The following is a 25,637-nucleotide window of genomic DNA, read 5'->3' as shown; positions in this document are numbered from 1 at the left end:
GGGGGAGTCACGCGTCGTGGCGGGCGCAGTGACTCTCATAGAGCTTGCTTGACGTAGGCTTTGCCGGGCGATGGATCACCATTCGTCAGCAAGAGGCCGTGCATCTTCTTGACAGTCAAGTCGTCGGAGGAAATACTCACCAAAAATTCATATAGATGACTAGATAACAAGGTAAATAAAGTCGATGAATTCTCTTTCCAGCGATGTTCGCCTGCCGCTTTACCAACGTTTGCGTGACCACCTCGCTGAGCAGATTGCCAATAATCGCTGGCGCCCGGGGGAGGCCATTCCCACCGAAGCCGCGCTTTCTGCGGAATACCAGCTGTCCACCGGTACCGTGCGTAAAGCGGTCGACGCGCTGGTCAGTGAAGGCATTCTGGAGCGTCAGCAAGGTCGAGGCACCTTCGTTCGCCGGCCTCAATTTCAATCTTCGTTATTCCGTTTCTTCCGTTTTCAGACTGCTGCTGGTGAACGTCAGGTACCCGAGAGTCGCATCCTGTCGATCGAACCGATGATCGCGCCGTCGGCGGTGGCGCAGGCGCTAGGACTGCCACCTGACGCGCCGGTCATTCGCATTGTCCGAGTACGTCTGCTCGATGTTCAGCCGGTGCTCGCCGAAGAAATCTGGCTGCCGCGCAGCCGCTTCCAGCCGCTGCTGGAGATTGACTTGAGTCGCCAAGGGCCGCTGCTGTATCCGATCTACGAAGAGGTTTGCGGTCAGGTCGTCGCCTATGCCGAAGAAACACTCACCGCTGAATCAGTGAATGAGGTGCACGCGCGATTGCTGCAAGTACCGATCAGCAGCCCCGTGGTGGTGATCGAGCGTCTGGCGCGCGATTACGCGGGTACGCCCCTGGAGTGGCGCCGCTCCCGAGGGCATGCCGAACACTTTCGCTACAGCGTGGATATTCGCTAACCCCGTGCCTGGTTAGCGGATCGTTCAGCGGCGAGTCGGTCGCCGCTGGTTTGATCGTTTTGTTTGAGATGACTGGCCCCGAAGCGGCGCGGTTCGCGCTCGGCTGCCTCACGTTCCGCCTATAAGGATAAGAATCATGTTCAGCTGGTATCGCCAAATCACTCCTCGGGAGCGCAAAACGTTTTGGGCCTGCTTCGGCGGATGGTCCCTCGACGCACTGGAAGTACAAATGTTTGGCCTGGCGATTCCGGCTTTGATCGCCGCGTTCGCCTTGACCAAGGGCGATGCGGGGTTGATCAGCGGAGTGACTCTGGTCACGTCAGCTATCGGCGGTTGGGTAGGGGGGACATTGTCCGACCGCTACGGCCGGGTGCGTACGCTGCAGTGGATGATTGTGTGGTTCTCCTTTTTTACTTTTCTCTCCGCGTTTGTCACCGGTTTTAACCAGCTCTTGATCGTCAAGGCGCTCCAGGGTTTCGGCATCGGCGGCGAGTGGGCAGCGGGTGCAGTATTGATGGCCGAAACCATCAATCCGCAGTATCGCGGCAAAGTGATGGGCACCGTACAAAGTGCCTGGGCCGTGGGTTGGGGGCTGGCGGTCGGAGTGTTCACACTGATTTATTCCCTCGTGCCGCAGGACATGGCGTGGCGCGTGATGTTCCTGGTCGGGCTGCTACCGTCGTTTCTGATTATCTGGGTGCGTCGTAATGTCGAGGAGCCCGACAGCTTCCAGCGTCTGCAAAAAGAAAACGCCATCCCGCAAAGTTTCTTCAAATCCCTGGCCGGCATCTTCCGCCCCGATTTGATCCGCGTAACGCTGTTCGGCGGTCTATTGGGGCTGGGTGCGCACGGTGGTTATCACGCGGTGATGACCTGGCTGCCCACGTTTCTCAAGACTGAGCGCAATCTGTCCGTACTGAATTCTGGTGGCTACCTGGCGGTGATCATTTTTGCGTTCTGGTGCGGATGTGTCGTCAGTGGCTTTTTGATCGATCGGATTGGCCGGCGCAAAAACATCGTCCTGTTCGCGCTTTGCTGTGTCGTCACGGTGCAGAGTTATGTGTTCTTGCCGCTGACCAATACCCAGATGCTGTTCCTGGGGTTCCCGCTCGGCTTTTTTGCGGCCGGTATTCCCGCAAGCCTTGGCGCGTTATTCAACGAGCTATACCCGGCAGACGTGCGCGGTGCCGGCGTCGGCTTCTGCTACAACTTTGGCCGAGTGCTTTCCGCGGTGTTCCCGTTCCTCGTCGGTCACATGAGCGACTCCATGTCCCTTGGATCTGCGATTGGTATCGACGCAGGGATTGCCTATGGCGTTGCGGTGATTGCGGCACTTTGTCTGCCGGAAACCCGTGGACGCAGCCTCGAAGCTTCGAATAGATCTGTGGCGGTAACGATCAACGGTAACGAGAGTGCGCGGGCCTGATGCCCATTACCTTCTATTAGATGAACGCTATGACTGATACCTGCTCTATACCAATCACTGGCATCGACTCCCATGCTCATGTGTTCAGCCGTGATCTGAATTTGATCGGTGAACGGCGCTATACCCCTGATTACGACGCCACGCTTGAGCAGTATCTGACGCACTTGCACGCTCATGGCCTGAGTCATGGCGTATTGGTGCAACCGAGCTTTCTAGGCACCGACAATAGCTACTTGTTGGCGGCGTTGAGGCAGGCGCCACAGCAGTTGCGAGGGGTCGTGGTGCTGGAGCCAGGCGTCAGTCGCGTCATGTTGAATGAGATGGATCAGTTGGGTGTGGTCGGCGTCCGCTTGAACCTGGTGGGTAAGGCGCTACCTGATTTTCGTAACAGTGCCTGGAGAGCGTTTTTCAGCCACATTGCTGATCTTGACTGGCATGTCGAGTTGCATCGGGAGGTAAAGGATCTGCCGGGGCTGATCCATCAATTGACGCCGTACGGTTTGAAGTTGGTGATCGATCACTTCGGCCGGCCGGATGCCAATTCAGGCGTCGATCAGCCCGGGTTTTGCGAGTTACTGGAGTTGGGGTCGAAAGGTTCGATCTGGATGAAAGTATCGGGAATCTATCGTTTGGGAGGTACGCCGCAACAGAACATCAATTTCGCTCGAATGGCATTACCCCTGCTGGAACAAAGTTTTGGCCTTCGCCAGTTGGTGTGGGGCAGCGACTGGCCGCATACGCAGCATGAGCAAAGCATCGGTTTTCGCACCGTAGTCGATCAGTTAAAGGCCTTGGAGTGTTCGACGCAGGTTAGCGATTCGCTGCTGGTACAAGTCCCTCGAAGGTTATTCGGTTTTGCAAAAGGCCAGAGCTGAGACTTGCGCGTGCATTCGCAGATGTCCATTCATCTCACCCATTTAAATGAATACCTACAGAACGTTCGACGTACGACGTTGCAGTAAAACCTATCGTGCCTCATCGAGAAGTTCTGTGCAGTAGCAGCAAATTCCAATTACAACAGAGCAGATTCCATGGACACGTCATCCAATGCCGAAGTTGAAAGCACCCAAACGATGTTTGGTTTATCGCGTGCAACGACAGGCGTTACGGTTTCAAACTTCTCTTTCAAATCTGACTGCAGTTTGAGCGTCAGCCCAACCGAGATCCTTTCATGACTCCCTTAGATATAGACCTCTTACTGACCGCATTGGTGAGCGTCCTGGTGCTGGTGGGGCTCATCGTGTCGCGTCTCAAAATGCACCCGCTCCTGGCCTTGTTAGTGGTGTCCGTGGGCGTTGGCTTTGCAACCGGTATGGAGCCGGAAGCCATCGTCTCCCACGTGATGACCGGCGCCGGAAAGACACTGGGGGCAGTAGGGGTCGTCATCGCACTTGGAGCGATGCTGGGCAAAATTCTTGCTGACGCAGGCGTCACAGAGCAGATCGCCGAGGTCATCCTCAAGCGAACATCCGATCGGATGATTCCTTGGGCCATGATGATGGTTGCATTTGTAATTGGCATTCCCATGTTTTTCGAGGTGGGCCTGGTGATCATGCTGCCGCTGATCTTCAGCGTGGCGCGAAAGCTGGAAAGCCAGGCTCGCTTCAAAGGTTCAGCGTATGTGTATGTAGGTGTTCCGGTGATTGCGGCACTTGCAGCCATGCACGGGATGGTACCGCCGCACCCTGGCCCCTTGACGGCCATCGCTGCGCTCAAAACCTCGGTTGGGCCCACAATGCTCTATGGTTTCCTTGCGGCAATTCCTGCAATGATCTTAGGAGGCCCGCTTTATGGCGCATTCATTTCGCCGCGTATGAGCACTCGGCCGGATCAGGTTTTGCTGGATCAGTTCACCCTCGCCGAAAAAGCCGACGATCAACCTAGCACCAGCGTGTGCCTTGGTGTGCTGGCAGCCTTGCTACCGGCGATCCTGATGCTGATTCATGCCGTCGCTGAGATGCTATTACCCAAGGGCAATGCGATCCTGAAGATGGCTAGTTTCTTGGGCAATCCCCTGATAGCGATGCTTCTGGGCGTTCTGTTCGCAGGGGCGAGTCTGGTACTCGTGCGGGGTGGCGATGCGGGGCAATTGCGCGAATCTCTGGGCAAGAGTCTCAAGCCAATCGCTTCAATCATCATGATCATCGCCGGCGGTGGTGCCTTTCAGGAGTTGCTGACCAGCGCCAAGGTGGGCGATGCCATTGTGCACCTGACTCAACAGTCTGCGTTCCCTCCGCTGATCCTGGGCTGGTTGATTGCGATGCTGCTCTCGGTATCTACCGGTTCAGCCACTGTAGGTATCGTTGGTGCTGCTGGCTTGCTGGCGCCGCTTGCAGGTGCTGATCCAGGCCTCAACCTGCCTCTGCTTGCCTTGTCCATCGGCTGCGGCTCGCTGTTCTTCAACTATGCGAACCATGCGGGCTTCTGGATGGTGAAGGAATCCTTCGGCATGACGATGGGCGAAGCAACCAAGACCATTTCGGTGGTTCAATCCATCGTAGCCGTGGTCGGTTTGATTGTGGTGTTGATGTTGAATGCGGTTGTCACAGTGACTTGATTCAGAATCTGTTCGCAGGTAGTGAGTCTGCCCGGGCGTGTTAGCCGAGTGTGGGAAATAGAGTACGCTCCGGTTTTGACTCCACCCAGGTCAGTTGATCCGCTCGTCTCATCAATAGTCGCTCTGCACCTGATAAAGCAAAGAGGAGACCCGCTATCACATTGCTGCTAAAGCAGCGCCTCACGCGTGCTCTTCAAGCCTGCGCACATCACCCAACGAATCACGTTGCATCGACTGCAAATTCTTTTCAATGGTTTCGCACAGTGCTTCCATTTGAATCTGGTGTTCGCTGTGGCGAAACGGGCTTTGCAGATCGGTGCCGATGCGTTCGATGGCCAGCAGCATGAATCCCACCACGGTCGACGCCAGCGGCGTGAACCAGCCCAGGGATTCGACCAGTCCCACCGGCACGATCAAGCAGAACAGCGAAATAAACAGCCGCGGAAAATAGACGTAAGGGTAGGGCAGCGGGGTATTGGCGATCCGCTCCATGCCGCCCTGACTGTTGGACAGGTCGACCAGCGTCGACTCAAGCCGCGCCAGGCGAATACTGTCCAGATGCCCGGCCTTGTATTCCTTGGCGAGCAAAGTCGCGGAGCCGGTGAGGATATCGTTGGCAAAGTTATTGGTCGTGCCACTGCGGGCGAACTCTTCGGCGGGAATAAACGCCCGCACCTCGTCAGGACAAGGCTGACCTTGCAGATGCGCGGCGAGGCAGTTCACATACGCGACGTGGCGGCGCAGCAGAGTGGATTTGACCGGATTCACCTCGCCGCCGACGTCGTCCAGCAGCGTCAGCACCTGCCGGGCGAAGCTGCGGGAGTTGTTGATCATCGCCCCCCACAACGTCCGCGCTTCCCACCAGCGGTTGTAGGCGCTGCTGTTGCGAAAACTGATCAATACGATCAACGCCGAGCCCAGCAAGGTCAGCGGCATCAGCGGCAGGTTCAGCTTGGCGTTGAGGAACAGCATGAAGTCGACGGTGACGGCGATGTCCCACAGCAGCAACCAGAACAGAGACCAGCCCACGTAGCCCAAGGTCTTGATGATCAGGCGGTATTTTTTGACGATGGCAGCTTTCAAACGGAAACCTCGTGGCGAGCAGTTTGCTTAAACGCTTAAGCTCGGACGACGCCTGGCATCGGCAGTTCCCTGGTGAAGCAGCCAACCGTCAGTCAATCTGCGAAGCCCGGCCATCTGAATGGCCAATGCTTGCGAGAAAAATCCTCGTATTCCGATTGGGCCGCAGATGAACCACGCGGCAAGCTGATGCCGGCGTCGGCGCCATGGCGCCTCGTTCCGTTTCGGCAACGCTGTTTGACGGGGACGGGAAGATTCGCCGCGAGCGCCGCGTGCCACGGGCGCGGAACACTCCATCAAAACCGGGCTGAGTCTGCTGCTGGACGTCAGCCCGTTGATGAGTCGATCAAGCGTTGACAGGCACGGCTCTGGGCCTGCGATACAGGATCGTTGTCGGTGTGCAGCACGTCCAGCCGTCGGCACGCAGCAAAACAAAGTCGCTTTGAAAAGCACCTCCGGAAAACCGGGCGGGAAGGCCTAAGCTCATTCCAAAAAGATATTTATTTAATCTTTTTAAGATCGTTTAGCTTTTAACAAAAGAAACGTGCGGCGCCTCGCTTGCTGCGTTTTTTCGCTTCAGGTCAACCCTCTTCGAGGTCATTGCCTAAAGCTCCCAGTCCATTTTTTCTACCCTTGATCGGCCACCCATAAGGCCGTCAGCGGTTCGTTGCCCGGAGCCCTCGTGACACTTATTCAAACCTCTTTGGCAACGGTACAGGTCGACTTGCCTGAACGATTGGCCCCACCCATCGACGATAGCGCCGAGGAGGGCGATGTTGTCCTCGAACTGCGAGGCGTCACTAAAGCTTATCTGCGCAAAGGCGGATCGCCGTTGCCGGCTGTCAACCATGTCAGCTTGAAGGTCCGGCGCGGCGAAGTGCTGTGCCTGATGGGCACCTCCGGCAGTGGCAAATCGACCTTGCTTCGCCATATCAATCGTTTGATCGAACCCACCAGCGGTGAGGTCTTGATTGAAGGTCAGGCTATCAGCGGCTTGAGCCACAAAGCGTTGCGGGATTTGCGCTCGCGGCGAATCGGCATGGTGTTCCAGCATTTCGGTCTTTTGCCCCATCGCACGGTGCTGGACAACGTTGCGTTGCCTCTTGAGTTACGCGGCGAATCCGAGGCCGTTCGGCATACAGCGGCCACGCGACAGTTGCAGGCGATGGGCCTGGAGGGATGGGGCGAGCATTATCCCCACGAGTTGTCCGGCGGTATGCAGCAACGGGTCGGTCTTGCGCGGGCATTGGTGACTGATCCGGATATTCTCCTGATGGACGAGCCTTTCAGCGCACTGGATCCGACCATCCGGCGCGACCTGCAAAGCCACTTTCTGGCTTTGGTACGCGAGCGCGGGATCACCACGTTGCTGGTCACCCACGATCCTGCCGAAGCGGTCCGTCTCGCTGACCGGATAGCGGTATTGCGCCAGGGACGTCTGGTGCAGTCGGGCACCCCGAAACAGCTGCTCGAGACGCCGGCCGATGCCGAGGTCGCGGATTTTTTCCGCGATTGCCTTCCTGCCGCACCGGTATTGCACGATGCCGGTGGCGCGGTACGTCAGGCTCCCGAAACGGCACCGAAGGAGCAACCGGTTCAGCCGGGCTTGCGCGGCTGGCAAGCCCTGTTGCTCGGGCCGGCAGCGCTGGCGGCGCGGGGCCGAGGCGGGTTGTTCTGGCTCGGGTTCGCCGCAGAACTCGCGGCCCTGGCCACTGCGGTGCAAGGCATTGCGAGCGCATCCTGGATATCGGTCGTGGCGGGATTGGCCGTGCTGGCGGCCAGCCGTTTCACCGCGTATTCGCTGGGCCGTCAACCGGTGCGGCGCGCCGTTTCGAGTTGGGCGTTGCCGCTGGCGGTGCTGCTGGTCAGTCAGGCATTGGTGATCTGGCGGGTGTTGACGCCCGATACCACCCAGGCGCTTTTGCAGTTCCCAGCCAGTCGCCAGGCGCTATTACTGACTGCACAGAGCGTGGATGACTTTATCGGTTGGTCACAGGTGACGTTCGAGAGCGCTTTTGTCGGCGTGATCGTTGCGGTTCGCACGGTCATTGAAGGAATCGAATCCCTGCTCGGTTGGCTGCCCTGGCCGGTTTGCGCCTTGGCGCTGGTATTGCTGGCATGGCGCTCGGCGGGCCTGGCCCTGGCGCTCACCAGCAGCGCAGCGTTGTTGTATATCGGCCTGTTCGGGTTCTGGGAGCGGACAATTGCCACGCTCGCGCTGGTTGGCTCGTCGGTGCTGATCGCACTGGTGATCGGCGTACCCACCGGTATTTTGCTGGCGAAGCGGCCGTTTGCCCGCAGGCTGCTCACGCCCTTGCTGGATGTCATGCAGACCCTGCCGACCTTTGTCTACCTGATTCCCGCTGTGGCGTTCTTCTCGGTGGGCAAGACTCCGGCAGTCATTGCGACGGTGATTTTCGCCCTGGCTCCGATGATTCGTCTGACGTCCCTGGGCATTCAGGAGGTCCCGAAGGATGCCGTGGAAGCGGCAATCGCCCATGGAGCAAACCCCTGGCAGACCCTGATCAAGGTGCAATTGCCGCTGGCGCGGCGATCCCTGTTGCTGGGGATCAATCAGACCATCGTCATGAGCCTGTCGATGGTGGTGGTTGCTGCCCTGATCGGCGCTGGAGGGTTGGGTTACGACGTCATGACGGCGTTGCGCAATATCAAGGGCGGCGAGGGCGTGTTGGCCGGCGTGGCGATCGTGCTGTGTGCATTGATCCCCGATCGAATCATTCAATCGAGCTTGCGCAAGCAAGACCATCTGCATAACTGAACAGTGAGACTTATCGTGGCAAAACATCTATTGCGTAACTTGAGTGCGGCTGCAGTTTTGACCTCCCTGATCGTGCCGGCCAGCGTGATGGCCAAGGACAAAATTGTCATTGGCGAGCAGAACTGGACAGGGGCCATCGCCATTCAACACATTCTGGGTGAGGTGATCAAAACCCGTCTGGACGGTGATGTGTCGTATCTGGCCGGGGACGTGCCGGTGCTGTTCAGTGCGGCGGCCAAGGGCGACGGTTCTGTGGATGTGCTGACGGACATCTGGCTGCCCAATCAGTCCGCGGCTTGGGCCAAGTACGTCACCGGCGGCACACGCTCACTGGTACCCAATGCTCATCCTTATACCGGCGAACAAGGCTTCTACATTCCCGGTTATCTGCAGGACAAATACGGCGTCAAATCGATCTACGACCTGAAAAAACCGGAAGTGGCCAAGCTCTTCGAGCCAGTGGGCGGCGGCAAGGCCGAACTGCTGGTGGGGCCGGCGGGCTGGGAGTCGACGTATATCGGCCAGATCAAGGCCAAGGATTATGGCTTCGCCGATAAATTCGAATCCGTGTCGACGGAAGCCTCGGTGACCTACGCCAAACTGGCCTCGGCTTACAAGGCGCAACGCGGCGTGGTGTTCTACGCCTACACCCCTGACTGGATTTTCTCGGCCTATGATCTGCGTCGCCTGGAAGAACCCGCGTTCGATGGATACGCCCAGGACAACAAAAAAGAAGATCCTCTCTACAAGGCAGATGGCTGCTGGAAATTCGTCAGCCCGACCGTCGATCCTGACTGGCTGAACAAGAGCCACATCACCTGCGCCTTCCCGGATGCCAAGGTGTACGTCCTGGCTTCCACCGCACTGCAAAAGCGCGCGCCGAAAATTGCCGAGTTTCTGCAAAATTTCGCTATCGACCCAGCACAGTTGAACGGTTTGATCCAGAAGATCGAAAAGGAGAAACAGCCAGCAGACGTCGCCGCCAAGGCCTGGGTTCAAGCCAATCCTTCTACTGTTGACCAGTGGGTTGCAGGGCAGGCGCAGCAAGTGAGTTCAGCCCAATGACCAGAGCGAACGTACGTGTGCTCGATGGCGGCATGGGGCGCGAGTTGAAGCGAATCGGCGCACCGTTCCGTCAACCGGAGTGGTCGGCCCTCGCGCTGATCGAAGCGCCTGAGTATGTACTGCAGGCGCATCAGGCGTTCGTGACAGCGGGCGCGCGGATCATCACCACCAACAGCTATGCGGTGGTGCCTTTTCATATTGGCGACGAGCGATTTGCCGAGCAGGGAAGAGCGCTGGCTGAGCGCGCCGGACGACTGGCGCGGCAGGCCGCCGGCGAAAGTACCGATCCGGTCACCGTGGCCGGGTCGTTGCCGCCGGCACTGGGGTCGTACCGGCCGGATCTGTTCGATCATCAGCGTTCAGTAGCTATTCACCGCGAACTGATTGCCGGATTGCAGGCGCACGTCGATGTGTGGCTGGCCGAAACGCAAAGCTCCATTGCTGAAGTGCGTGCGGTGGTCGAAGCCCTCGGAACGAATCCCGCGCCACTCTGGGTGTCATTCACGCTGTTGGACGAAGAGGGCCGGGAACCGCGATTACGCTCAAACGAGGCCGTTGCCGATGCGGTTCGCGTGGCGGCTGAGCTGGGGGCCAAGGCGGTGCTCTTCAATTGCAGCCAGCCGGAAGTGATGGCCGCGGCCTTGATTGAGGCACGCGCTGTGATTGAAAACCTGGATCATCCTGTCGAACTGGGGGTTTATGCCAATGCTTTCCCCCCTGTCAGTGCCAAAGCCGAGGCCAATAGCGATTTGTTGGACATTCGGCGCGATCTGGGCCCCGAGTCCTATCTGGACTGGTCGAAATCATGGGTTGCCGCAGGGGCCAGCATTGTCGGCGGATGCTGTGGGATCGGCCCGGAGCATATCGCCCAGTTGCATTTGCACCTGCAGTATCTAAAGGGTGAGGAGGCCGCGCATGAGTGATTTTTCAGGCGAGATTCTGTCAGAGCAGGCGACATTCGGTGCCGGCTGCTTCTGGGGGGCGGAAGCCTCATTCCGGGCATTGCCGGGTGTGCTCGACACCCGCGTCGGGTTCGCACGGTCAGACTTGGGCGACGCCACCCTGATCGAAGTCGTGCAAGTCGACTTCGACCCCCGACTCATTTCCTACAGCCGTCTCGTCGAGCACTTCTGGACACTGCACGATCCCACGTCAGTCGACCGGCAGGGGGCGGACGTCGGGGCGAAATACCGTTCCGCGCTGTTTTTCAACAGTGCCGAGCAGTCCCGACTGGCGCTTGTCGCCAGGCAGCAGCTGGATGCCAGTGGCCAGTTGGGCAAGCCAGTGGCTACGGTGATCCTGCCACTGGGTGAGTTTCAAAAGGCAGATGAAGAACATCAGCGCTACCTTGAAAAGCATGGTGGCAGCGCCTGTTCCATTTGATGCATAGGCAACGCTTTTGCCGTCTGGGCCGGGGCGTTGCAATTGCTCGGCGAGGTACAGGTCACTGGGACGCGGATCGATCTGCGGAAAAGGTGCCGTTTCAGCATTGCCGATTCTGGCGACCAGGTTGTCGGCTTGACGGCCGCTTTGGAGCCAGATGGCGTAACCGTCGAGAAAGCCAGAATCGCCTCGCAATAGAAAGCCTGGATCGCTCGCAGGTGCGCCACAGCCATGTTGTACGCAGGGTGCCTGAGGCGGCCGAATCTCGCTTGGCTGACCTGGACCTTCTGTTGGTGCAGCGGCAGGCCCAGATTGAGGAGCTCCAGCAACAGCGTGATTTCTTTAAGCGTGAACGGCACGATGCCCAGGGGCAAAATCAAATTCTCCAACAGGAACTCCACTTGCTACGACTCAAGGCCGAGCAGGAGCGAATCACACAGGAGAACTATTTGCGTGGCGTTGAGGATCGGGCTCACCGCGAGGTTGATCGGGCCCGGGAGGAGGGGACAGCCGCAGTAAGCCAATCAAAAGTAGCCAGCCGCAGGTGCGACGACTTGCGACGTAGGTTGGAGTCGGCCCAGAGCGAGCTCAGCCAAGCGGAGCAACGTACTGCGGCGCAGTTGGCCCGCGCAGAAACTTTAGAACAACAGTTGATTCAGATACGCCAGCTGTCAGAGATCAAGCGCAAGCCGCGAGTCAGAAAAAACCGACATCAAGCAACCCTAAAGACTAACCGCAGGTGTCAGCTAGCGGCCATTAGAGAACCCTCAAAAGCGACCGCTATCGGCCATAAGCGGACGCTCGGAAGCGACTGCTATCGGCCAATAGGAGACACTCAGTCACTAACAGCCAAGTTTTCTGGCTCGCCAGAACGCCGTTAGAAAGTGAAAAATGGAGGTCAGTAAGATGGATCTATTAAGCCAGCCTGGCCCAGAATTCTTCTGCAGATAAGCTAATGGGGGCTTTAGGTCGAGTGAGGTGAATCTCTAACGGTATATCCCAGCTTTCGTCGAGAGCTCTGACCAGCCGCCCATCAGCCATTTCCTGCTCGGTCAGGCTTTTTGGTAACCACGCTACGCCCTTGCTTTCCAGTGCCATGGACATCAGAACCGCCGCAAGATGGCTGCTAAAAAGCGGCTTGAGGTGAAGGTAGTCTTCCTTGCCGTGGAGTCGGTGAGCGACGATACGGCCTAGACCGGATTCCTGGGTATATGCCAAATAAGGCAGTGTTTCCGGGGACGTACCCAACGTGGCAGAGGCACTCGCCAAGGGTATGAGCACATCCTCTCCGACCTTTTTCCCGGTGAACTGATCAGGGGCCAGCAGGGGTGGAACGTCGGGGTGGCGATGGCAAAGCAGAAATTGAACCTGGCCGTGTATCAGCATCTGCTCGCAAACAGCCATGCTGTCTGAATGCAGACGTACGGCATCTATCGGCGCGCCATTTTCTGCACTTCTCAACCACCTTGGGAAGAAGGTAAATGACAACGAATGAGTGGCTGCAAACTGCAGCGTTTTGGCGGCCATCCCAGCCACTTCCTGTGCCTCGGAGCGCATCCGGTACAAGCGTCTGGCAGCCTCTTGGGCGCTAGGCAAAATCTGTCTTCCAGCCTCGGTCAACGTCGCCCCCTGGGGGGTGCGTATGAACAATTCGACACCCATCCAATTCTCAAGAGCGCGGACTCTGCGACTGAAGGCAGGTTGAGTAACGTGGCGCGCTTCAGCCGCCCGCACAAAGCTGCCGTACTCCGCAAGCGCTGAAAAATCCTCAAGCCAAACGAGTTCCAAGGGCAATGCCTCCTGTGCATAGGGCGCGGCATTAATAGCATTGGGCGGGTGTCATCGCAAAGCATAACGTGGGGCCACCAACAACAAGAGGAACCCGTCATGCGTATCGTAGACATCCGCGAAAAAACTGTTTCTATCGCTTCTCCCATTGCCAATGCCTACATCGATTTTTCGAAAATGACCTGCTCGGTCGTTGCTGTTGTCACGGATGTGATTCGCGATGGTAAACCTGTCATTGGCTACGGCTTCAACTCCAACGGTCGCTATGGTCAAGGCGCGTTGATGCGTGATCGCTTCCTCGCGCGAATCATGGAAGCTGATCCGGATACTCTTATCGACCATGAGAACAACAACCTGGATCCGTTCGCCATCTGGAAGACCCTGATGACCAACGAAAAGCCAGGTGGTCACGGCGAACGTTCAGTTGCAGTCGGCACCATTGATATGGCCGTGTGGGATGCCGTTGCCAAGATCGAAGGCAAGCCTCTCTATCGTCTGCTGGCTGATCGGTACCGTAACGGCGTGGCCGATGACAAAGTCTGGGTCTACGCAGCAGGTGGCTACTACTACCCAGGCAAAGACCAGACCAAACTCAAAGCAGAAATGCAGAGCTACCTAGATCGTGGCTACGACGTTGTCAAAATGAAGATCGGTGCAGTGCCACTGGACGAAGATATTCGTCGCATCGAAGCGGTACTCGAAGTGGTTGGGGACGGTCGTCGACTGGCGGTCGATGCCAACGGTCGCTTCGATCTTCAGACCGGTATTGCTTATGCGGAAGCCATCAAGAAGTACAACCTCTTCTGGTACGAAGAAATCGGCGACCCGCTGGACTATGCACTCCAGGCTGAGCTTGCCAATCACTACGAGCTGCCGATGGCTACCGGGGAAAACCTGTTCTCCCATCAGGACGCTCGTAACCTTCTGCGCCACGGTGGCATGCGCCCTGATCGCGACTTTCTGCAGTTCGACTGCGCGCTGTCTTACGGACTCGTTGAGTACATGCGCACACTGAAAGTGATGGACGAAATGGGATGGTCTTCCCGTCGCGTGGTTCCGCACGGCGGCCACCAGATGTCCCTCAATATCGCAGCAGGCCTGCACTTGGGCGGCAACGAGTCTTACCCCGATGTGTTCCAGCCTTTCGGCGGCTTCGCTGACGGAATCAAGGTGGAAAATGGTTATGTCGGTCTGCCTGATATTCCAGGTGTTGGCTTCGAAGCCAAATCCGCTTTGTACGCAGTCATGCGTGAGCTAGGCGAAGGCTGATTTCCCTCTATCTGTGGCCTCCTTCAGGGAGGCCGCAGAGTCAGGCGTCACCCACTGACGCCAAGCCACATGCCCATCACAAAAATAAAATGAGGTGCTTCCGTGGAAACTTCCAAGTCCCGCTGGTATAGCCAGCTGTATGTGCAGGTGCTGATCGGCATCGTGATCGGTGCAGCAATCGGTTACTTCGTGCCTGATATTGGAGCCAAGCTCCAACCCTTCGCCGATGGTTTCATCAAGCTGATAAAAATGCTGCTGGCCCCCATTATCTTCGGTACGGTCGTCGTCGGTATCGCGAAAATGGGCAGTATCAAGGAGGTCGGACGGATTGGCGTAAAAGCGCTGATCTACTTTGAAATTCTATCGACTATCGCCCTGGTCGTAGGCCTTATCGTGGTGAACATCGTCAAGCCTGGCGTCGGGATGAACATTAACGTCAACGCGCTCGATGGAAATGCTATCAGCAAGTACAGCCAGGCCGCGAGTGAACAAGGCGGTACAATTGATTTCTTCCTTAATATCATTCCCCACACGTTCCTCGGCGCATTCTCCAACGGCGTCATGCTGCAGGTCATTCTGCTTTCGGTCTTGATGGGAGTTGCCCTGGTTCAGATGGGCGAAACCAGCAAGCCGTTGATCAACACTATTGATTTGTTCCTGCAAGGCCTGTTCAAGATCGTTGCAATGGTCATGCGCTTGGCGCCGATTGGTGCGGGTGCAGGTATGGCGTTCACTATCGGCAAGTACGGGATTGGCACCTTGCTGTCACTCGGTCAGTTGCTGATCGCGCTCTACATCACAACCTTGATTTTCATTGTGGTGGTGCTAGGCACGGTGGCCAGATGGTCAGGCATGCCACTCATGCAGTTTCTCCGTTATTTCAAGGACGAAATTCTCATCACCCTCGGCACCTGCTCAACCGAAGCAGTGCTACCACGCATGATGGTGAAACTTGAAAAACTTGGCTGCAAGAAATCTGTAGTGGGCATGGTGCTGCCAACGGGATACACCTTCAACGCAGACGGCACCTGCATCTACCTCACCATGGCCGCGATCTTCATCGCCCAGGCGACCAACACGCCACTGACCTTCGTTGATCAGATGATCCTGCTAGGCGTATTCCTGCTGACATCCAAAGGGTCGGCTGGTGTCGCGGGTGCGGGGTTTGTCACGCTGGCTGCAACACTCACGACCATCCACTCCATCCCTCTGGTCGGACTCGTTTTGCTTTTGGGCATTGATCGTTTCTTGAACGAAGCGCGGGCCGTGACCAACCTGATCGGCAATGGCATCGGCACCATCGCCATTGCCAAGTGGGACAACTCGTTCGATGTCGAGGCTTGCGAACGTGAGATCGCCGCAATGAAGCAAGAAAAGGCGGCAAGCAAGGCATCGCTGGCGCATAAATAAACTACAAAGCGATCCGGTCATTCCCATCTAAACGGTTATGACCGGTAGTGTTTTGCATGCCTTCTTCCGCGTGGAGAGACCTGATTGGAAAGATTGATGGAGCCAACATGATAGAGCGATCACATCATGATTTACGCAAGGTGTTTGGTGAGTTACTCCAGGGAGACACCTGCAAATTTGCAGCTTCCGTATTCGATCCGATCTCAGTTCGGATGGCATACGACCTTGGCTTTGACGTTGCCATTCAAGGCGGCTCCGTTGCGTCGCTTCAGGTGCTCGGCGCACCTGACATTGCATTACTCACGCTGGATGAATATGTCGAGCAGGTTTCCAGGGTCGGACGGGCAAGCCAGATTCCGATCATTGGGGATGCTGACCATGGCTTTGGAAACGCGCTGAATGTGATGCGAACAGTCACAGAGTTACAGAAGGCCGGCGTTGCAGCCCTGACATTGGAAGACACCCATCTACCGGCCAAGTACGACGAGCAGTCGCATGTGCTTATTGAGAGGGAAGAAGCCGCAGCCAAAATCTATGCCGCGCGATTTGCCCGGTCGGATGATGCACTCAGCATCATCGCCCGTACGAATGTGGCTGTGACCACTTTGGACGACTCCATCGCTCGCACTGCGGCTTATCAGAAGGCTGGAGCAGATGCTATTTGCCTGGTCGGTGTTAAGGACTTCCAGCACCTAGAAGCACTTACGGCACATCTCAGAGTGCCGATCATGCTGATCAACTATGGAAATCCTGCTCTGAGCAATGTTGAAAAATTGAGTGCTGCCAATGTGCGGATCGTGGTCAATGGGCATGCCCCCTATTTGTCCGCAATCAAAGCAACCTACGAGGCGCTACGCGAACAAAGCGGCACGGAGGGGAGCGAGCTATCCCTTCCTGAGCTGCTTTCTAAATACACACTCTCGGACAGTTATCGTGAGTGGGCAAAAACCTTTTTGAAGTCAGAGCACGATTCAAATTGATATTGGAACAGGTGGAATACGCCGTCATGAAAAAGACAATCTTGGCCTTCAGCCGGGTCTCCCCCAGCCTGCTTGAACCTTACAAAGACGACTACGAAGTCATCATCATTAGTCCTGAGCTTGGTGATATGGACGCCCAGTTCGAGGCCGCTATTTCGAACGCTCACGGGCTGATTGGTGGAAGTCGTCGTCTGGGTGAAGCTGAGCTGGCTGCGGCTGTAAATCTTGAGATCGTCTCAAGCATATCGGTTGGCTACGACAACTATGACCTCGACTACCTCAACCGCCGAGGGATCATGTTGACGAATACGCCAGATGTGTTGAACGAAACCACTGCTGACCTGGCTTTGGCCCTGATCCTCGCCACAGCAAGACGCATTCCTGAGCTTGATTCCTGGACTAAAGAGGGTAACTGGACACAAACCATCGATGCATCCCAATTTGGGTGCGACGTTCATGGAAAGACGTTGGGCATTATCGGTCTGGGAAAAATCGGAGAAGCCATCGCACGCAGAGGCCGCTTTGGTTTTGGCATGACCATTTTGTATAGCGGCAACAGTCGTAAACCAAAGCTTGAACAGGAACTTGGTGCGAGGTTTGTACCGCAGGAAGAGCTTTTAAGCGCGTCTGACTTTGTTTGTCCGGTCGTGCCATTGACGGACGCCACGAGGAATCTTATCGGACGCAAAGAACTCGCTTTGATGGGCCCGGAAAGTATTTTGATCAATATCTCGCGTGGGCCTGTCGTGGATCAGGACGCACTCATCGAGGCTCTGCAAGAAAAGACAATCCGGGCGGCTGGTTTGGACGTTTATGTGAAGGAGCCCCTGACGAACTCCGAGCTTTTTAACCTGAGAAACGTCGTCACCGTACCTCACATTGGCTCTGCGACGACTGACACCCGCAACGCAATGGCCAAGCGAGCCCTGGAAAATTTGCTTGCGGGTCTGGAAGGTCGCCAGCCGAGAGATCTTGTGCACTTCAAGAAGTAAGAAGAAGTAGGGCGGATTGAGCTCAAAATCGCCGGCAATATGGCTGCTCTCCGGGTGACGTACATAGTTGGGGTGGCAAGCGTTTTCTGACGCAAGCCAGCTTTGCGCGACATTTGCTTCTGGTAAACGCGATCTGTCCCCAATTAGCTCTGACCCTCTTTTCCAGTTGGGTATTAGACCTTGTTTTTCAGGCTTTCAGGGCTCCCAAAACATAGGCCATCCATCACCAGGTTCATCAATCTGGACAAGCGAGATCGCCATTCGCTCTGAGTATCCATTTGCCAGATGCCGGCGATGGCTAGAAAAAAGTCATCGTTAGTGATCCCGGTACGAATCGTCCCCGCGTTTTCGTTCGCTCTTAAAAGCAACTCGGCTGCATCTTGAACTGGAGCGTAACCCGACTTGCCAGGGAAGTCGTAAACGGAGGCCGCTTGTTGGATTGCTGTAGCGAGTCCTGCCTTTGTCATTGCATATTCGGCAAGGCTATCCATCCACTCTCGGAGGGCTTCCTTCGGGGGTCTTGTTGCGAGCAGCTCTTGTGCCAACAAGGCGATCTGCTGCATTTCGAACTGATAGACCTCGAATACCAGCTTCTCTCTGGTAGGGAAATGGCGATAAAAAGTTCCCTGTCCTACTCCAGCCTTTTTCGCAATCGTACTCAGCGGAACTGCAGGATCGCTGGTCAGTTCAACCACTGCGACCTCCAGAATCCGCTCCCGATTTTTCTTGGCGTCAGAACGCATCACCAACTCGTCAGGCATGAATAATTTTCCCTCATTGCATTGCTAAGCGGACAACTGTCCGGTACGGTTTGCAAGTGGACACTTGTCCGCTTAAATATCGTTTCTGGAGTTTACTATGAACAGCACTGGCAACACGATTCTGGTTACAGGCGGCACCTCAGGCATAGGCCTCGGGCTTGCGCTACGGCTTCATAAAGCGGGCAACAACGTCATCATCGCGGGACGTCGCAAGGCTCTGCTCGACAAAATCGTGTCGGAAAATCCTGGCATTGAATCAGTATTGCTGGACGTTTCTGATGCTCATTCCATCCAGCGCACCAGCGAAGCGCTTGCGATCAGCCATCCAAATCTTAACGTTCTCATCAACAACGCAGGGATCATGCATTGGGAGGATCTGACTGATCCGGGATACTTGAGTACAGCGGAAGATATCGTGACAACGAACCTGCTAGGCACGATTCGTATGGTGTATGCGTTTACTCCCCAACTAATCAAGCAGCCTGGCGCGACAGTGATCAATGTCAGTTCATCTTTGGCATTTGTCCCGCTGCCAGCCACGCCCACCTACAGCGCAACCAAAGCGGCAGTTCACTCGTTCACTCAAAGTCTTCGAGTGCAGCTGGAAGCCTCGCCAGTTGAGGTTATCGAACTTGCGCCACCGGGTGTGCGTACCACATTGCTCGGCCAGGAAAACGACGAGCATGCGATGCCGTTGGAGGAGTTTTTGGATGAAGTCTTCGAACTGCTAAAGATTTCTCCCACTCCACCTGAACTCGTCGTTGAGCGGGCTAAGCCCCTGCGGTTTGCTGAGGCAAGTGGGTCACATGATGACGTGCTGAAAATGCTTGCGGGATACAAACCACCGGCAGAATGAGTCATTGCTCTGAAGCGCGCCCTGTGTCCAGGTGAGCAGATTGCATCTGCTTACCTGCAGGCCGAATCGCTCAATCGGTGTGTCCACAATTCCGCTGCCTGATCCAGGGCATTTCATCTGAAAAAAGATTGGAAGCTTCAGAAGCTGTTGACACCTGTAGGAGTCGAGAATAATTTATGTAGCACACTACATAATAGCAGGCGATATATATGAGTTCGACGCAACGAAGCGTAGCCACAGAACTTTCCTTCGCGCTTAACGCTGCCGCGAACCGGATGGTTCGATTGCACAAGCCGTTCCTCGAACCACTGGGCCTAACTTTTTCGCAGTACCTGGTCACGCTTGAGCTCTTGAACGGGTCGCCTCGATCTGTGAGCGACTTGTGTGAACGTCTCGACATGGAGACCGGCACGCTTACACCGTTACTCAAAAGGCTGGAAGCTGCCGGGGTGATTACACGCACACGTGATGCCGTCGATGAACGCCGAGTGCTTATAGACCTCACGGCGTCTGCCCGCGGCATGGAGGATGAACTTCGTAGCATCACTGACAAGATCAGAACGGCGTGCCAGCTCACGCCCGAAGACCTTCAGGAGCTTCATCGCACGCTTGAGGGTTTAGCGCGACCGGCTATCAGTTAATACCTGCCTCAGAAGCAGCTGACAGAGGCATAGCTTTTAAGGTGATGCCACAAACAAATGAAACACCGGCTCTCCGAGCCGCGATGCATTTGTAGAACAGATCGTGTAGGGAGAGGCTCTGTTTGTTAGCACTCGCTGAGGCTTATGTTGTGAACATCCAGCTCCAAAGATGAGGAATCTCTATGAACGTCGGAATTATCGGTAGCGGATTTATCGGGGGAACGCTTGCAAGACTGCTAAGCACTGCTGGCCATACAGTAAGAGTTTCAAATTCACGCGGGCCGCATACAATTGATCCTGACGTGCTCTCCACGGGTGCAATTGCAGTCACGAAAGAAGAGGCTTTGGTGGGTGCTGACGTCGTAATTCTCTCGATACCTTTTGTACGAATTCCAGATCTTAAAGCGCTTCTCGAAGGCCTTCCTGAAGACAGCGTGATCATCGACACATCCAACTATATACCTGCGCGGGACGATCGATTGGATGCAATCGAGAATGGGCAGCCCGACAGTGTATGGGCATCCGAACAAGTTGGCCGTCCCCTCGCAAAAGCCTGGAATACAATTTACTCCGCCTCGCTAAATGAAGCTGGCAGGCCAGCTGGCGATCCGGAGCGCATTGCCGTCCCTGTCGCGGCTGATCGTGATCATGACCGCGTTGTGACAATGGCACTCGTCGAGGATTCCGGATTCGACGCCTACTATGCTGGTTCGTTGGCTGAATCCTGGAAGCAACAGTGCGGCACGCCCTGCTATTGCACTGAGGTGACGCTTGAGTCTCTGCCCCAGGCACTGGCTGACGCGGATCTGGCGCGCTCGCGAAAGCGCCAAGATCTCTTCTTTTCGGTATATAACGAGAGATTCGGCAATATTGGAACAAACCCAAGCCGCAACTACATTGTTCAGCTTTCCAAGCTAATTTATGCGTGAGCTCGTTATGATGACACATGGATGACGATCTGCAAGGTCGCCATGCATATCAAGTTTCTAAATCATTATGCAGACTAACAATGTCTCAGGCGCATATGCTTTTTAATAAAATAAGCGCGCCGTGTTTTTTCTGATGGTGCTTGATAGTCGAATACAAACCAATCAAACAGTACTCGGCCAGAACTTTTTTCAATTTCACATGAGTGCGAGGAGTTATTTAAATGAAAATCGGAATTATTGGCGCAGGTAACATTGGCTCTACTTTGGCCCGAAAGCTCGCTGCATGTGGACACGAAGTTAAACTGGCGAATTCGAAAGGCCCTCAGAGCATTCAAAGCCTTGCCAATGAAATCGGCGTGCATGCGGTGACCAGGGAAGAAGCGGTTTCCGGGGTAGAGGTGATTATCCTCTCGATTCCCTTTGCAAATTATCCTGATCTCGAACCGATCATGAGCAAGGTGCCGGAGAAGACAGTTGTCATTGATACATCAAATTATTATCCGGGGCGTGACGGGGTAATCAAGGAGGTCGAAGATGGCATGCCAGAAAGCATCTGGGTAAGTGAGCAGATTGGCCACCCGGTTGTTAAGGCGTGGAACGCCGTCCTCGCCGCGACCCTCGCAGACAAAGGTCAGCCGGTCGGCTCCCCAACGCGCCTCGCCATACCTGTGGCTGGAGGAAACACATACGCGGAAACCATCGCGCAGGATCTTGTTGAGGATACTGGCTTTATCGCGCTTGCCGCTGGCAGCCTTGAAGAATCGTGGCGCCAGCAACCAGGTACACCAGCGTACTGTACCGAATTGACATTGCCGGAATTGAAATTGGCGCTGAACGCGGCAGACAAGGTACGGGCGCCTCAAAACCGCGACGCACTGATCGCCAGGTTTATGGCTCCCGGGAGTCAGTTTACGCACGAGCAAATAGTTGCCACCAATCGTGCCATGACAGCCTGAGCGGGTTTCTTCCAATGCCATGCCCCGTACGCCAATTCTCTATGCTGCACTAATGCTTAGGCTATTTGGCACTTCAGACGGATAGGTTGAACTGTTGTTTACTACCGCCTAGTCTGAACGAATGTTGGTCGGGAGCGGAATAAATTGAACGTCCGCTTCTGGCTGTGGATTCAACCGGTCGACGCAACACAACTAAATTCTGTGTAAGCAGAAGGAGTGTTGCAGATGAAGCAGAGACCTCGAATCTATTACACCGAAATCCAGAAAAAACTGATGTGGGATCACTGGCAGAAAGGCGACTCTCTCCAGCACATAGCCCAACTATTTGATCGAAACCATTCATCGATACAGCGCATTTTGGCGGAAACAGGCGGTATCAGACCCTCTGTACGCCGCAGATCCAGATTGGCGCTGACGTTGGCTGAGCGCGAAGAGATTTCGCGTGCAGTGGTGGCAGGAAACTCGATCCGCTCCATGGCCGCGCTGCTAGGGCGAGCAGCCTCTACGATCAGTCGGGAGATCAGACGCAACGGTGGCCAAGGATGCTACCGGGCTAATCAAGCTGATCAGGCTGCCTGGGATCGCGCGCATCGACCTAAGGTTTGCAAGCTTGTTGAGAACCGAACAGTGGCGCAAATTGTTGCAGACAAGCTTCAATTACAGTGGTCTCCGGAACAAATTGCCGGTTGGTTGAAGCGTACCTACCCGGACGATGCGAGCTATCAGGTGTCACACGAAACGATCTATCGCACGCTCTTCATACAGGCTCGCGGGGCTCTGAAGAAGGAGTTGCTTGAGCATTTACGGCGCACGCGGGCCATGCGTCGCTCGCGCCATCACACGCAGAAGAAAGAAAATCACGGTCGAATTACTGACGCGGTATCGATCCGCGAACGCCCAGCCGCGGCTAAGGATCGGGCGGTTCCGGGTCACTGGGAAGGCGACCTGCTGTGCGGTAGCAGGAACAGCCAAATTGCCACTCTTGTTGAGCGACATACCCGCTACGTAATGCTGGTGAAATTGGACGGAAAGGATAGCGAGACGGTCATCAGCGCCCTAATTGAAAACGCCCGTAACTTGCCCCAAGAACTCTACAAATCGCTGACCTGGGATCGCGGCAAAGAGATGGCTGACCATAAACGCTTTACGGTGGCTACCGACATCAAGGTCTACTTCTGCGATCCTCATCGTCCTTGGCAACGAGGATCAAATGAGAACACCAACGGGTTGTTAAGGCAGTACTTCCTGAAAGGAACCGACCTTGCGGAGCACTCGCAAGCCACGCTCAATGAAGTGGCAAGGCAGCTAAATAGCCGCCCTCGGAAAACGCTAGACTACGAAACACCGGCAGAACGATTTAGCCAATCTGTTGCGTCGACCGGTTGAATCCACAGCCAGAAGCGGACATCGTCTAAAGGAAGCCTTTGGACTAAAAGAAGGACTTTGTCTTAAAAAGCCGATAGGCTCATGTACTTGTTATCAGTAAAAATCCAGGCGAAGGTACATGGCACTGTCTAAAGGCGATTTCATAAAACTAATCAGCGCTGACCAAGCGAAAATAGTTTTAACTGATTGGATTAACTCCCGCGAGGCAGCGCCAGGAGATATCGCTTTGGTGGAAGAAGTCTATGTCGGAGAGGATGGGCAGATCGTTCGTCTTCTGTGCGAATACCGTCCGGGTTTTCTAGAGTGGCGAACGGTGTTTTATGAGGCAGGCTTGACTTATGAGCTTCTTCCTTCCCGCGCTGACGTCACCACTTAAATTTTTGCCTCCGACAATTAATGCCCCCCCAAGAGCTGCTTATGGAACCTAGTTCACCCGAAAGCAAATCAAAAAGAATAGTTCTAACAGTGGTAGTATTTTTGCTTTTTGGCGCATGGCTTTATTATGTAGGTTGGGCTTCTAAAATTTCAGCAAGAACAGTTTTGATGCCCGAGATCCCCGAATGGAGTACATACCTGTTGATCAGCTCCATTACTGGGCTTACCGCTGCAATTCGAACATTCTACCAGCGGCCTGGGCGCAAGACAGCAGTACAGGCTCTAAACTCTTTCACTGGATGGTTCTGTTTAGGATTTATTCTATCTCTGAATGGTTATGCCACCGCGGCCTATCTTTTGCCCGGCGAGATTGTTAGTTATAAATCTTCATATGAGCTGAGATACCCCGGACCTCCCAGGGGTAAGTTTGGTCGTTGCGAGGCAGGTCTATGGATCGAGGATCAAAGTACAAATCGCTGGATTGAGCTTTGCACGAACAAAATGGATTTGGATAAAAATATACAACAGGGAATGCAGTTCGTGTGGGTGAGTGCCCGCACGAATAAAATAGGTAGCTACATTATGAAATATAATTTCATCTATAATTAAATCCAACAGAATAAAATCTTGCTTTCGTGAGCACCATCGAACCTGAGCGAGAAACCGAATCAAGACCTAACCGTCTTCAACAATGATCTGAAGGATGAAGATCGTTGTTTAGGCACATTTAAGACGAGCGGGAAATCTTGCTACGAAACAAGTTCCCGATTCGAGTGTGGACACCACGCTCAGGTTGCCTCCGTGCGCAGTGGTAATTTGGGAGGCGATATAGAGTCCCAAGCCCAAGCCTTCACCACGTTGTCCAGCCTCCGATCGGGTGAAAGGTTCAAACAGCAAGGGCGACAAGTGCGGCGGTATCGGGGGGCCTTGGTTGGTCACAGATATAACAATTTCGTCCACTTCAGTGTCGGCCTTAACAGTGATAGGCGACGCTAATGAGCCGTGGGTGACTGCGTTTCCCAACAAGTTGGAAAGCAACTGGCTGATACGCAGAGGGTCACAATAGACACCGGCCGGTATGTCTACCAACTCAATAAATGTAGCTCGAGGGTGCGAGATTTGAACCTCATTCAGAGTCAAACGTAGTGTGTTGCCCAGATCATCGACAAGTTGGCGTTTGATTGGAATTCCGCTCCCCATTCGACCCCGTGCAAAATCCAGCACGTTTTCGATCAGGTTTCCCATGCGTGTGGAGCTAGTACGAATGGCTGAAATTAAGCTAAGCGATCTTTTGTCCGTTGTTTTGGTTTCCAGCAGATCGGCGCTCATACGAATGGCGCTCAATGGCGTGCGCAGATCATGCCCGAGTACGGCGACGAATTGCTCGCGCAACCTTCCGTGCTCCTGGGCATTAACTAACTCCGCTTGGGCAATCTCGAGATTATTCTGGGCATCGAGGCTCAACGCTATCAATTGGGCGAAAAGCGTAAGTGTGTTGGCAATGGCCGGGTCATCGAGATGAGCAGGCACAGAGTCGATGGCACACAGTGTCCCAAAAAACTCGCCGTTTGCCTTTATGATCGGAATAGAAATATAGCTTTCCAATCCATAGGTACTGGGCGTGTGATGCAGGGAAAAAACGGGATGTTCACTGGCGTGGCCAAAAATGACCGGTTTTCTGTGCTGCCGAATTTCATGGCAGATCGTTGACTCAAGCACCAGCTCGTCGCCAGGTTTCAAGCCGAACTCAATGGAGTCATCTACTGCGCACGCCACCCAGTTTTTTTCAGTGACCCTGGCGACAGCGGCGAACCGCATTCCAGTGACGTGCTTGACCATGCTCAATATCACCGGCACAGCTTTGATGCGGTGGATAGCATTAATGTCTTGAGAGAACTCTTGGCTGGTCATAGATCTGCGGTTCAAATGAGTGCGTTCAGAGAATATTCCTAATTATCTAACGTTTCCAATAAGCTATTTCATCAAGCTTCACGTCACTAGGGCCAAAACCAGCGAGTGTCATAACGGCCGCCTCCGGCGGTCGATGAAATGGACATCGACTTCGTGTTGACATTCCTCCAACGACTA

General features: G+C 55.0%; 23 protein-coding genes and 1 pseudogene. 20 read left to right on the top strand and 4 right to left on the bottom strand.

What is annotated here, in order from left to right:
* Positions 1 to 184: 184 nt before the first annotated feature.
* From ACODTD_RS02945 to ACODTD_RS02930, 4 genes are all read left to right on the top strand, one after another.
* Entirely contained in the window at positions 185 to 916 is a 732-nt protein-coding gene (locus tag ACODTD_RS02945; protein WP_011334211.1) for a GntR family transcriptional regulator, read from the top strand.
* A gap of 136 nt (positions 917 to 1,052) precedes the next feature.
* Positions 1,053 to 2,342, top strand: coding sequence for an MFS transporter (locus tag ACODTD_RS02940; protein WP_221614637.1), 1,290 nt, complete (start codon positions 1,053 to 1,055; stop codon positions 2,340 to 2,342).
* Between the two features lie 29 nt (positions 2,343 to 2,371).
* Positions 2,372 to 3,217, top strand: coding sequence for an amidohydrolase family protein (locus tag ACODTD_RS02935; RefSeq protein WP_221614638.1), 846 nt, complete (start codon positions 2,372 to 2,374; stop codon positions 3,215 to 3,217).
* 296 nt (positions 3,218 to 3,513) lie between these two features.
* Entirely contained in the window at positions 3,514 to 4,899 is a 1,386-nt protein-coding gene (locus ACODTD_RS02930) for a GntP family permease (RefSeq protein ID WP_221614639.1), read from the top strand.
* A gap of 180 nt (positions 4,900 to 5,079) precedes the next feature.
* Here ACODTD_RS02930 and ACODTD_RS02925 read toward each other — a convergent pair whose 3' ends face one another.
* Complete coding sequence (locus ACODTD_RS02925) at positions 5,080 to 5,982, bottom strand: bestrophin family protein (protein WP_285355889.1); 903 nt, start codon at positions 5,980 to 5,982, stop codon at positions 5,080 to 5,082.
* A gap of 721 nt (positions 5,983 to 6,703) precedes the next feature.
* Here ACODTD_RS02925 and ACODTD_RS02920 point away from each other — a divergent pair.
* The 5 genes and pseudogenes from ACODTD_RS02920 to ACODTD_RS02900 form a co-directional block, all read left to right on the top strand.
* The gene (locus ACODTD_RS02920) at positions 6,704 to 8,758 is read left to right on the top strand and encodes an ATP-binding cassette domain-containing protein (RefSeq protein WP_489104523.1); all 2,055 of its coding nucleotides are present in this window, start codon (positions 6,704 to 6,706) and stop codon (positions 8,756 to 8,758) included.
* An 87-nt stretch (positions 8,759 to 8,845) separates the two neighbouring features.
* Positions 8,846 to 9,823, top strand: a complete 978-nt coding sequence (locus ACODTD_RS02915) for an ABC transporter substrate-binding protein (RefSeq protein ID WP_489104522.1) — start codon at positions 8,846 to 8,848, stop codon at positions 9,821 to 9,823.
* Positions 9,820 to 10,746, top strand: coding sequence for a homocysteine S-methyltransferase family protein (locus ACODTD_RS02910; protein ID WP_489104401.1), 927 nt, complete (start codon positions 9,820 to 9,822; stop codon positions 10,744 to 10,746). Before ACODTD_RS02915 ends, ACODTD_RS02910 begins: the two co-directional genes overlap by 4 nt.
* A complete protein-coding gene (msrA, locus tag ACODTD_RS02905; RefSeq protein WP_285355885.1) occupies positions 10,739 to 11,206 on the top strand; it encodes a peptide-methionine (S)-S-oxide reductase MsrA in 468 nt (155 codons plus the stop codon). The genes ACODTD_RS02910 and msrA overlap by 8 nt, the downstream gene beginning before the upstream one ends.
* A gap of 251 nt (positions 11,207 to 11,457) precedes the next feature.
* Positions 11,458 to 11,913 (top strand): annotated as a pseudogene (locus tag ACODTD_RS02900) (DNA-binding protein); the annotation flags it as partial.
* 208 nt (positions 11,914 to 12,121) lie between these two features.
* Here ACODTD_RS02900 and ACODTD_RS02895 read toward each other — a convergent pair.
* On the bottom strand, positions 12,122 to 12,994 hold the full coding sequence (locus ACODTD_RS02895) for a LysR family transcriptional regulator (RefSeq protein ID WP_064598756.1): 873 nt from the start codon (positions 12,992 to 12,994) through the stop codon (positions 12,122 to 12,124).
* Positions 12,995 to 13,093: 99 nt separating this feature from the next.
* Here ACODTD_RS02895 and ACODTD_RS02890 point away from each other — a divergent pair, with 99 nt between their 5' ends.
* From ACODTD_RS02890 to ACODTD_RS02875, 4 genes are all read left to right on the top strand, one after another.
* The gene (locus tag ACODTD_RS02890; RefSeq protein WP_064598755.1) at positions 13,094 to 14,263 is read left to right on the top strand and encodes a mandelate racemase/muconate lactonizing enzyme family protein; all 1,170 of its coding nucleotides are present in this window, start codon (positions 13,094 to 13,096) and stop codon (positions 14,261 to 14,263) included.
* A gap of 102 nt (positions 14,264 to 14,365) precedes the next feature.
* On the top strand, positions 14,366 to 15,673 hold the full coding sequence (gene dctA, locus ACODTD_RS02885) for a C4-dicarboxylate transporter DctA (protein ID WP_011334186.1): 1,308 nt from the start codon (positions 14,366 to 14,368) through the stop codon (positions 15,671 to 15,673).
* Positions 15,674 to 15,780: 107 nt separating this feature from the next.
* The gene (locus ACODTD_RS02880) at positions 15,781 to 16,653 is read left to right on the top strand and encodes an isocitrate lyase/PEP mutase family protein (protein WP_011334185.1); all 873 of its coding nucleotides are present in this window, start codon (positions 15,781 to 15,783) and stop codon (positions 16,651 to 16,653) included.
* A gap of 26 nt (positions 16,654 to 16,679) precedes the next feature.
* The gene (locus ACODTD_RS02875; RefSeq protein ID WP_011334184.1) at positions 16,680 to 17,645 is read left to right on the top strand and encodes a 2-hydroxyacid dehydrogenase; all 966 of its coding nucleotides are present in this window, start codon (positions 16,680 to 16,682) and stop codon (positions 17,643 to 17,645) included.
* A gap of 173 nt (positions 17,646 to 17,818) precedes the next feature.
* Here ACODTD_RS02875 and ACODTD_RS02870 read toward each other — a convergent pair whose 3' ends face one another.
* Positions 17,819 to 18,406 (bottom strand): TetR/AcrR family transcriptional regulator, encoded by a 588-nt coding sequence (locus tag ACODTD_RS02870; protein ID WP_011334183.1) that lies wholly within the window; start codon positions 18,404 to 18,406, stop codon positions 17,819 to 17,821.
* Between the two features lie 97 nt (positions 18,407 to 18,503).
* On the opposite strand from ACODTD_RS02870, the gene ACODTD_RS02865 reads away from it, so the two are divergent.
* The 7 genes from ACODTD_RS02865 (at position 18,504) to ACODTD_RS02835 (ending at position 24,158) form a co-directional block, all read left to right on the top strand.
* Positions 18,504 to 19,262 (top strand): SDR family oxidoreductase, encoded by a 759-nt coding sequence (locus ACODTD_RS02865; RefSeq protein ID WP_011334182.1) that lies wholly within the window; start codon positions 18,504 to 18,506, stop codon positions 19,260 to 19,262.
* Between the two features lie 209 nt (positions 19,263 to 19,471).
* Positions 19,472 to 19,903: a MarR family winged helix-turn-helix transcriptional regulator gene (locus ACODTD_RS02860; protein ID WP_011334181.1), complete on the top strand. Its 432-nt coding sequence runs from the start codon at positions 19,472 to 19,474 to the stop codon at positions 19,901 to 19,903.
* 182 nt (positions 19,904 to 20,085) lie between these two features.
* A complete protein-coding gene (locus tag ACODTD_RS02855) occupies positions 20,086 to 20,832 on the top strand; it encodes an NADPH-dependent F420 reductase (protein ID WP_011334180.1) in 747 nt (248 codons plus the stop codon).
* Positions 20,833 to 21,053: 221 nt separating this feature from the next.
* Positions 21,054 to 21,788, top strand: coding sequence for an NADPH-dependent F420 reductase (locus tag ACODTD_RS02850; protein ID WP_011334179.1), 735 nt, complete (start codon positions 21,054 to 21,056; stop codon positions 21,786 to 21,788).
* A gap of 225 nt (positions 21,789 to 22,013) precedes the next feature.
* Positions 22,014 to 23,174 carry an IS30 family transposase gene (locus ACODTD_RS02845; protein ID WP_011334178.1) on the top strand — a complete coding sequence of 387 codons (1,161 nt, stop codon included), beginning with the start codon at positions 22,014 to 22,016 and terminating at the stop codon, positions 23,172 to 23,174.
* Between the two features lie 118 nt (positions 23,175 to 23,292).
* Complete coding sequence (locus tag ACODTD_RS02840) at positions 23,293 to 23,550, top strand: hypothetical protein (RefSeq protein ID WP_011334177.1); 258 nt, start codon at positions 23,293 to 23,295, stop codon at positions 23,548 to 23,550.
* A 41-nt stretch (positions 23,551 to 23,591) separates the two neighbouring features.
* Entirely contained in the window at positions 23,592 to 24,158 is a 567-nt protein-coding gene (locus ACODTD_RS02835) for a hypothetical protein (RefSeq protein WP_111539342.1), read from the top strand.
* A 108-nt stretch (positions 24,159 to 24,266) separates the two neighbouring features.
* Here the strand turns inward: ACODTD_RS02835 and ACODTD_RS02830 are convergent, their stop codons facing one another.
* Positions 24,267 to 25,460, bottom strand: a complete 1,194-nt coding sequence (locus ACODTD_RS02830; protein WP_041475277.1) for a GAF domain-containing sensor histidine kinase — start codon at positions 25,458 to 25,460, stop codon at positions 24,267 to 24,269.
* Between the last annotated feature and the right edge of the window lie 177 nt (positions 25,461 to 25,637).

This window comes from Pseudomonas sp. FG35, from assembly GCF_057809295.1.
This window is presented reverse-complemented; position numbering and strand designations above follow the sequence as displayed.

Bases quoted from the DNA above. Each gene is read 5' to 3' on its own strand.
- ACODTD_RS02945 (WP_011334211.1), top strand. From the start codon at position 185: ATGAATTCTCTTTCCAGCGATGTTCGCCTGCCGCTTTACCAACGTTTG.
- ACODTD_RS02870 (WP_011334183.1), bottom strand. From the start codon at position 18,406: ATGCCTGACGAGTTGGTGATGCGTTCTGACGCCAAGAAAAATCGGGAG.
- ACODTD_RS02830 (WP_041475277.1), bottom strand. From the start codon at position 25,460: ATGACCAGCCAAGAGTTCTCTCAAGACATTAATGCTATCCACCGCATC.
- ACODTD_RS02850 (WP_011334179.1), top strand. From the start codon at position 21,054: ATGAAAATCGGAATTATTGGCGCAGGTAACATTGGCTCTACTTTGGCC.
- ACODTD_RS02860 (WP_011334181.1), top strand. From the start codon at position 19,472: ATGAGTTCGACGCAACGAAGCGTAGCCACAGAACTTTCCTTCGCGCTT.
- ACODTD_RS02880 (WP_011334185.1), top strand. From the start codon at position 15,781: ATGATAGAGCGATCACATCATGATTTACGCAAGGTGTTTGGTGAGTTA.
- ACODTD_RS02890 (WP_064598755.1), top strand. From the start codon at position 13,094: ATGCGTATCGTAGACATCCGCGAAAAAACTGTTTCTATCGCTTCTCCC.
- ACODTD_RS02910 (WP_489104401.1), top strand. From the start codon at position 9,820: ATGACCAGAGCGAACGTACGTGTGCTCGATGGCGGCATGGGGCGCGAG.
- ACODTD_RS02835 (WP_111539342.1), top strand. From the start codon at position 23,592: ATGGAACCTAGTTCACCCGAAAGCAAATCAAAAAGAATAGTTCTAACA.
- msrA (WP_285355885.1), top strand. From the start codon at position 10,739: ATGAGTGATTTTTCAGGCGAGATTCTGTCAGAGCAGGCGACATTCGGT.
- ACODTD_RS02845 (WP_011334178.1), top strand. From the start codon at position 22,014: ATGAAGCAGAGACCTCGAATCTATTACACCGAAATCCAGAAAAAACTG.
- ACODTD_RS02875 (WP_011334184.1), top strand. From the start codon at position 16,680: ATGAAAAAGACAATCTTGGCCTTCAGCCGGGTCTCCCCCAGCCTGCTT.
- ACODTD_RS02865 (WP_011334182.1), top strand. From the start codon at position 18,504: ATGAACAGCACTGGCAACACGATTCTGGTTACAGGCGGCACCTCAGGC.
- ACODTD_RS02935 (WP_221614638.1), top strand. From the start codon at position 2,372: ATGACTGATACCTGCTCTATACCAATCACTGGCATCGACTCCCATGCT.
- ACODTD_RS02915 (WP_489104522.1), top strand. From the start codon at position 8,846: ATGGCCAAGGACAAAATTGTCATTGGCGAGCAGAACTGGACAGGGGCC.
- ACODTD_RS02855 (WP_011334180.1), top strand. From the start codon at position 20,086: ATGAACGTCGGAATTATCGGTAGCGGATTTATCGGGGGAACGCTTGCA.
- ACODTD_RS02930 (WP_221614639.1), top strand. From the start codon at position 3,514: ATGACTCCCTTAGATATAGACCTCTTACTGACCGCATTGGTGAGCGTC.
- ACODTD_RS02840 (WP_011334177.1), top strand. From the start codon at position 23,293: ATGGCACTGTCTAAAGGCGATTTCATAAAACTAATCAGCGCTGACCAA.
- ACODTD_RS02940 (WP_221614637.1), top strand. From the start codon at position 1,053: ATGTTCAGCTGGTATCGCCAAATCACTCCTCGGGAGCGCAAAACGTTT.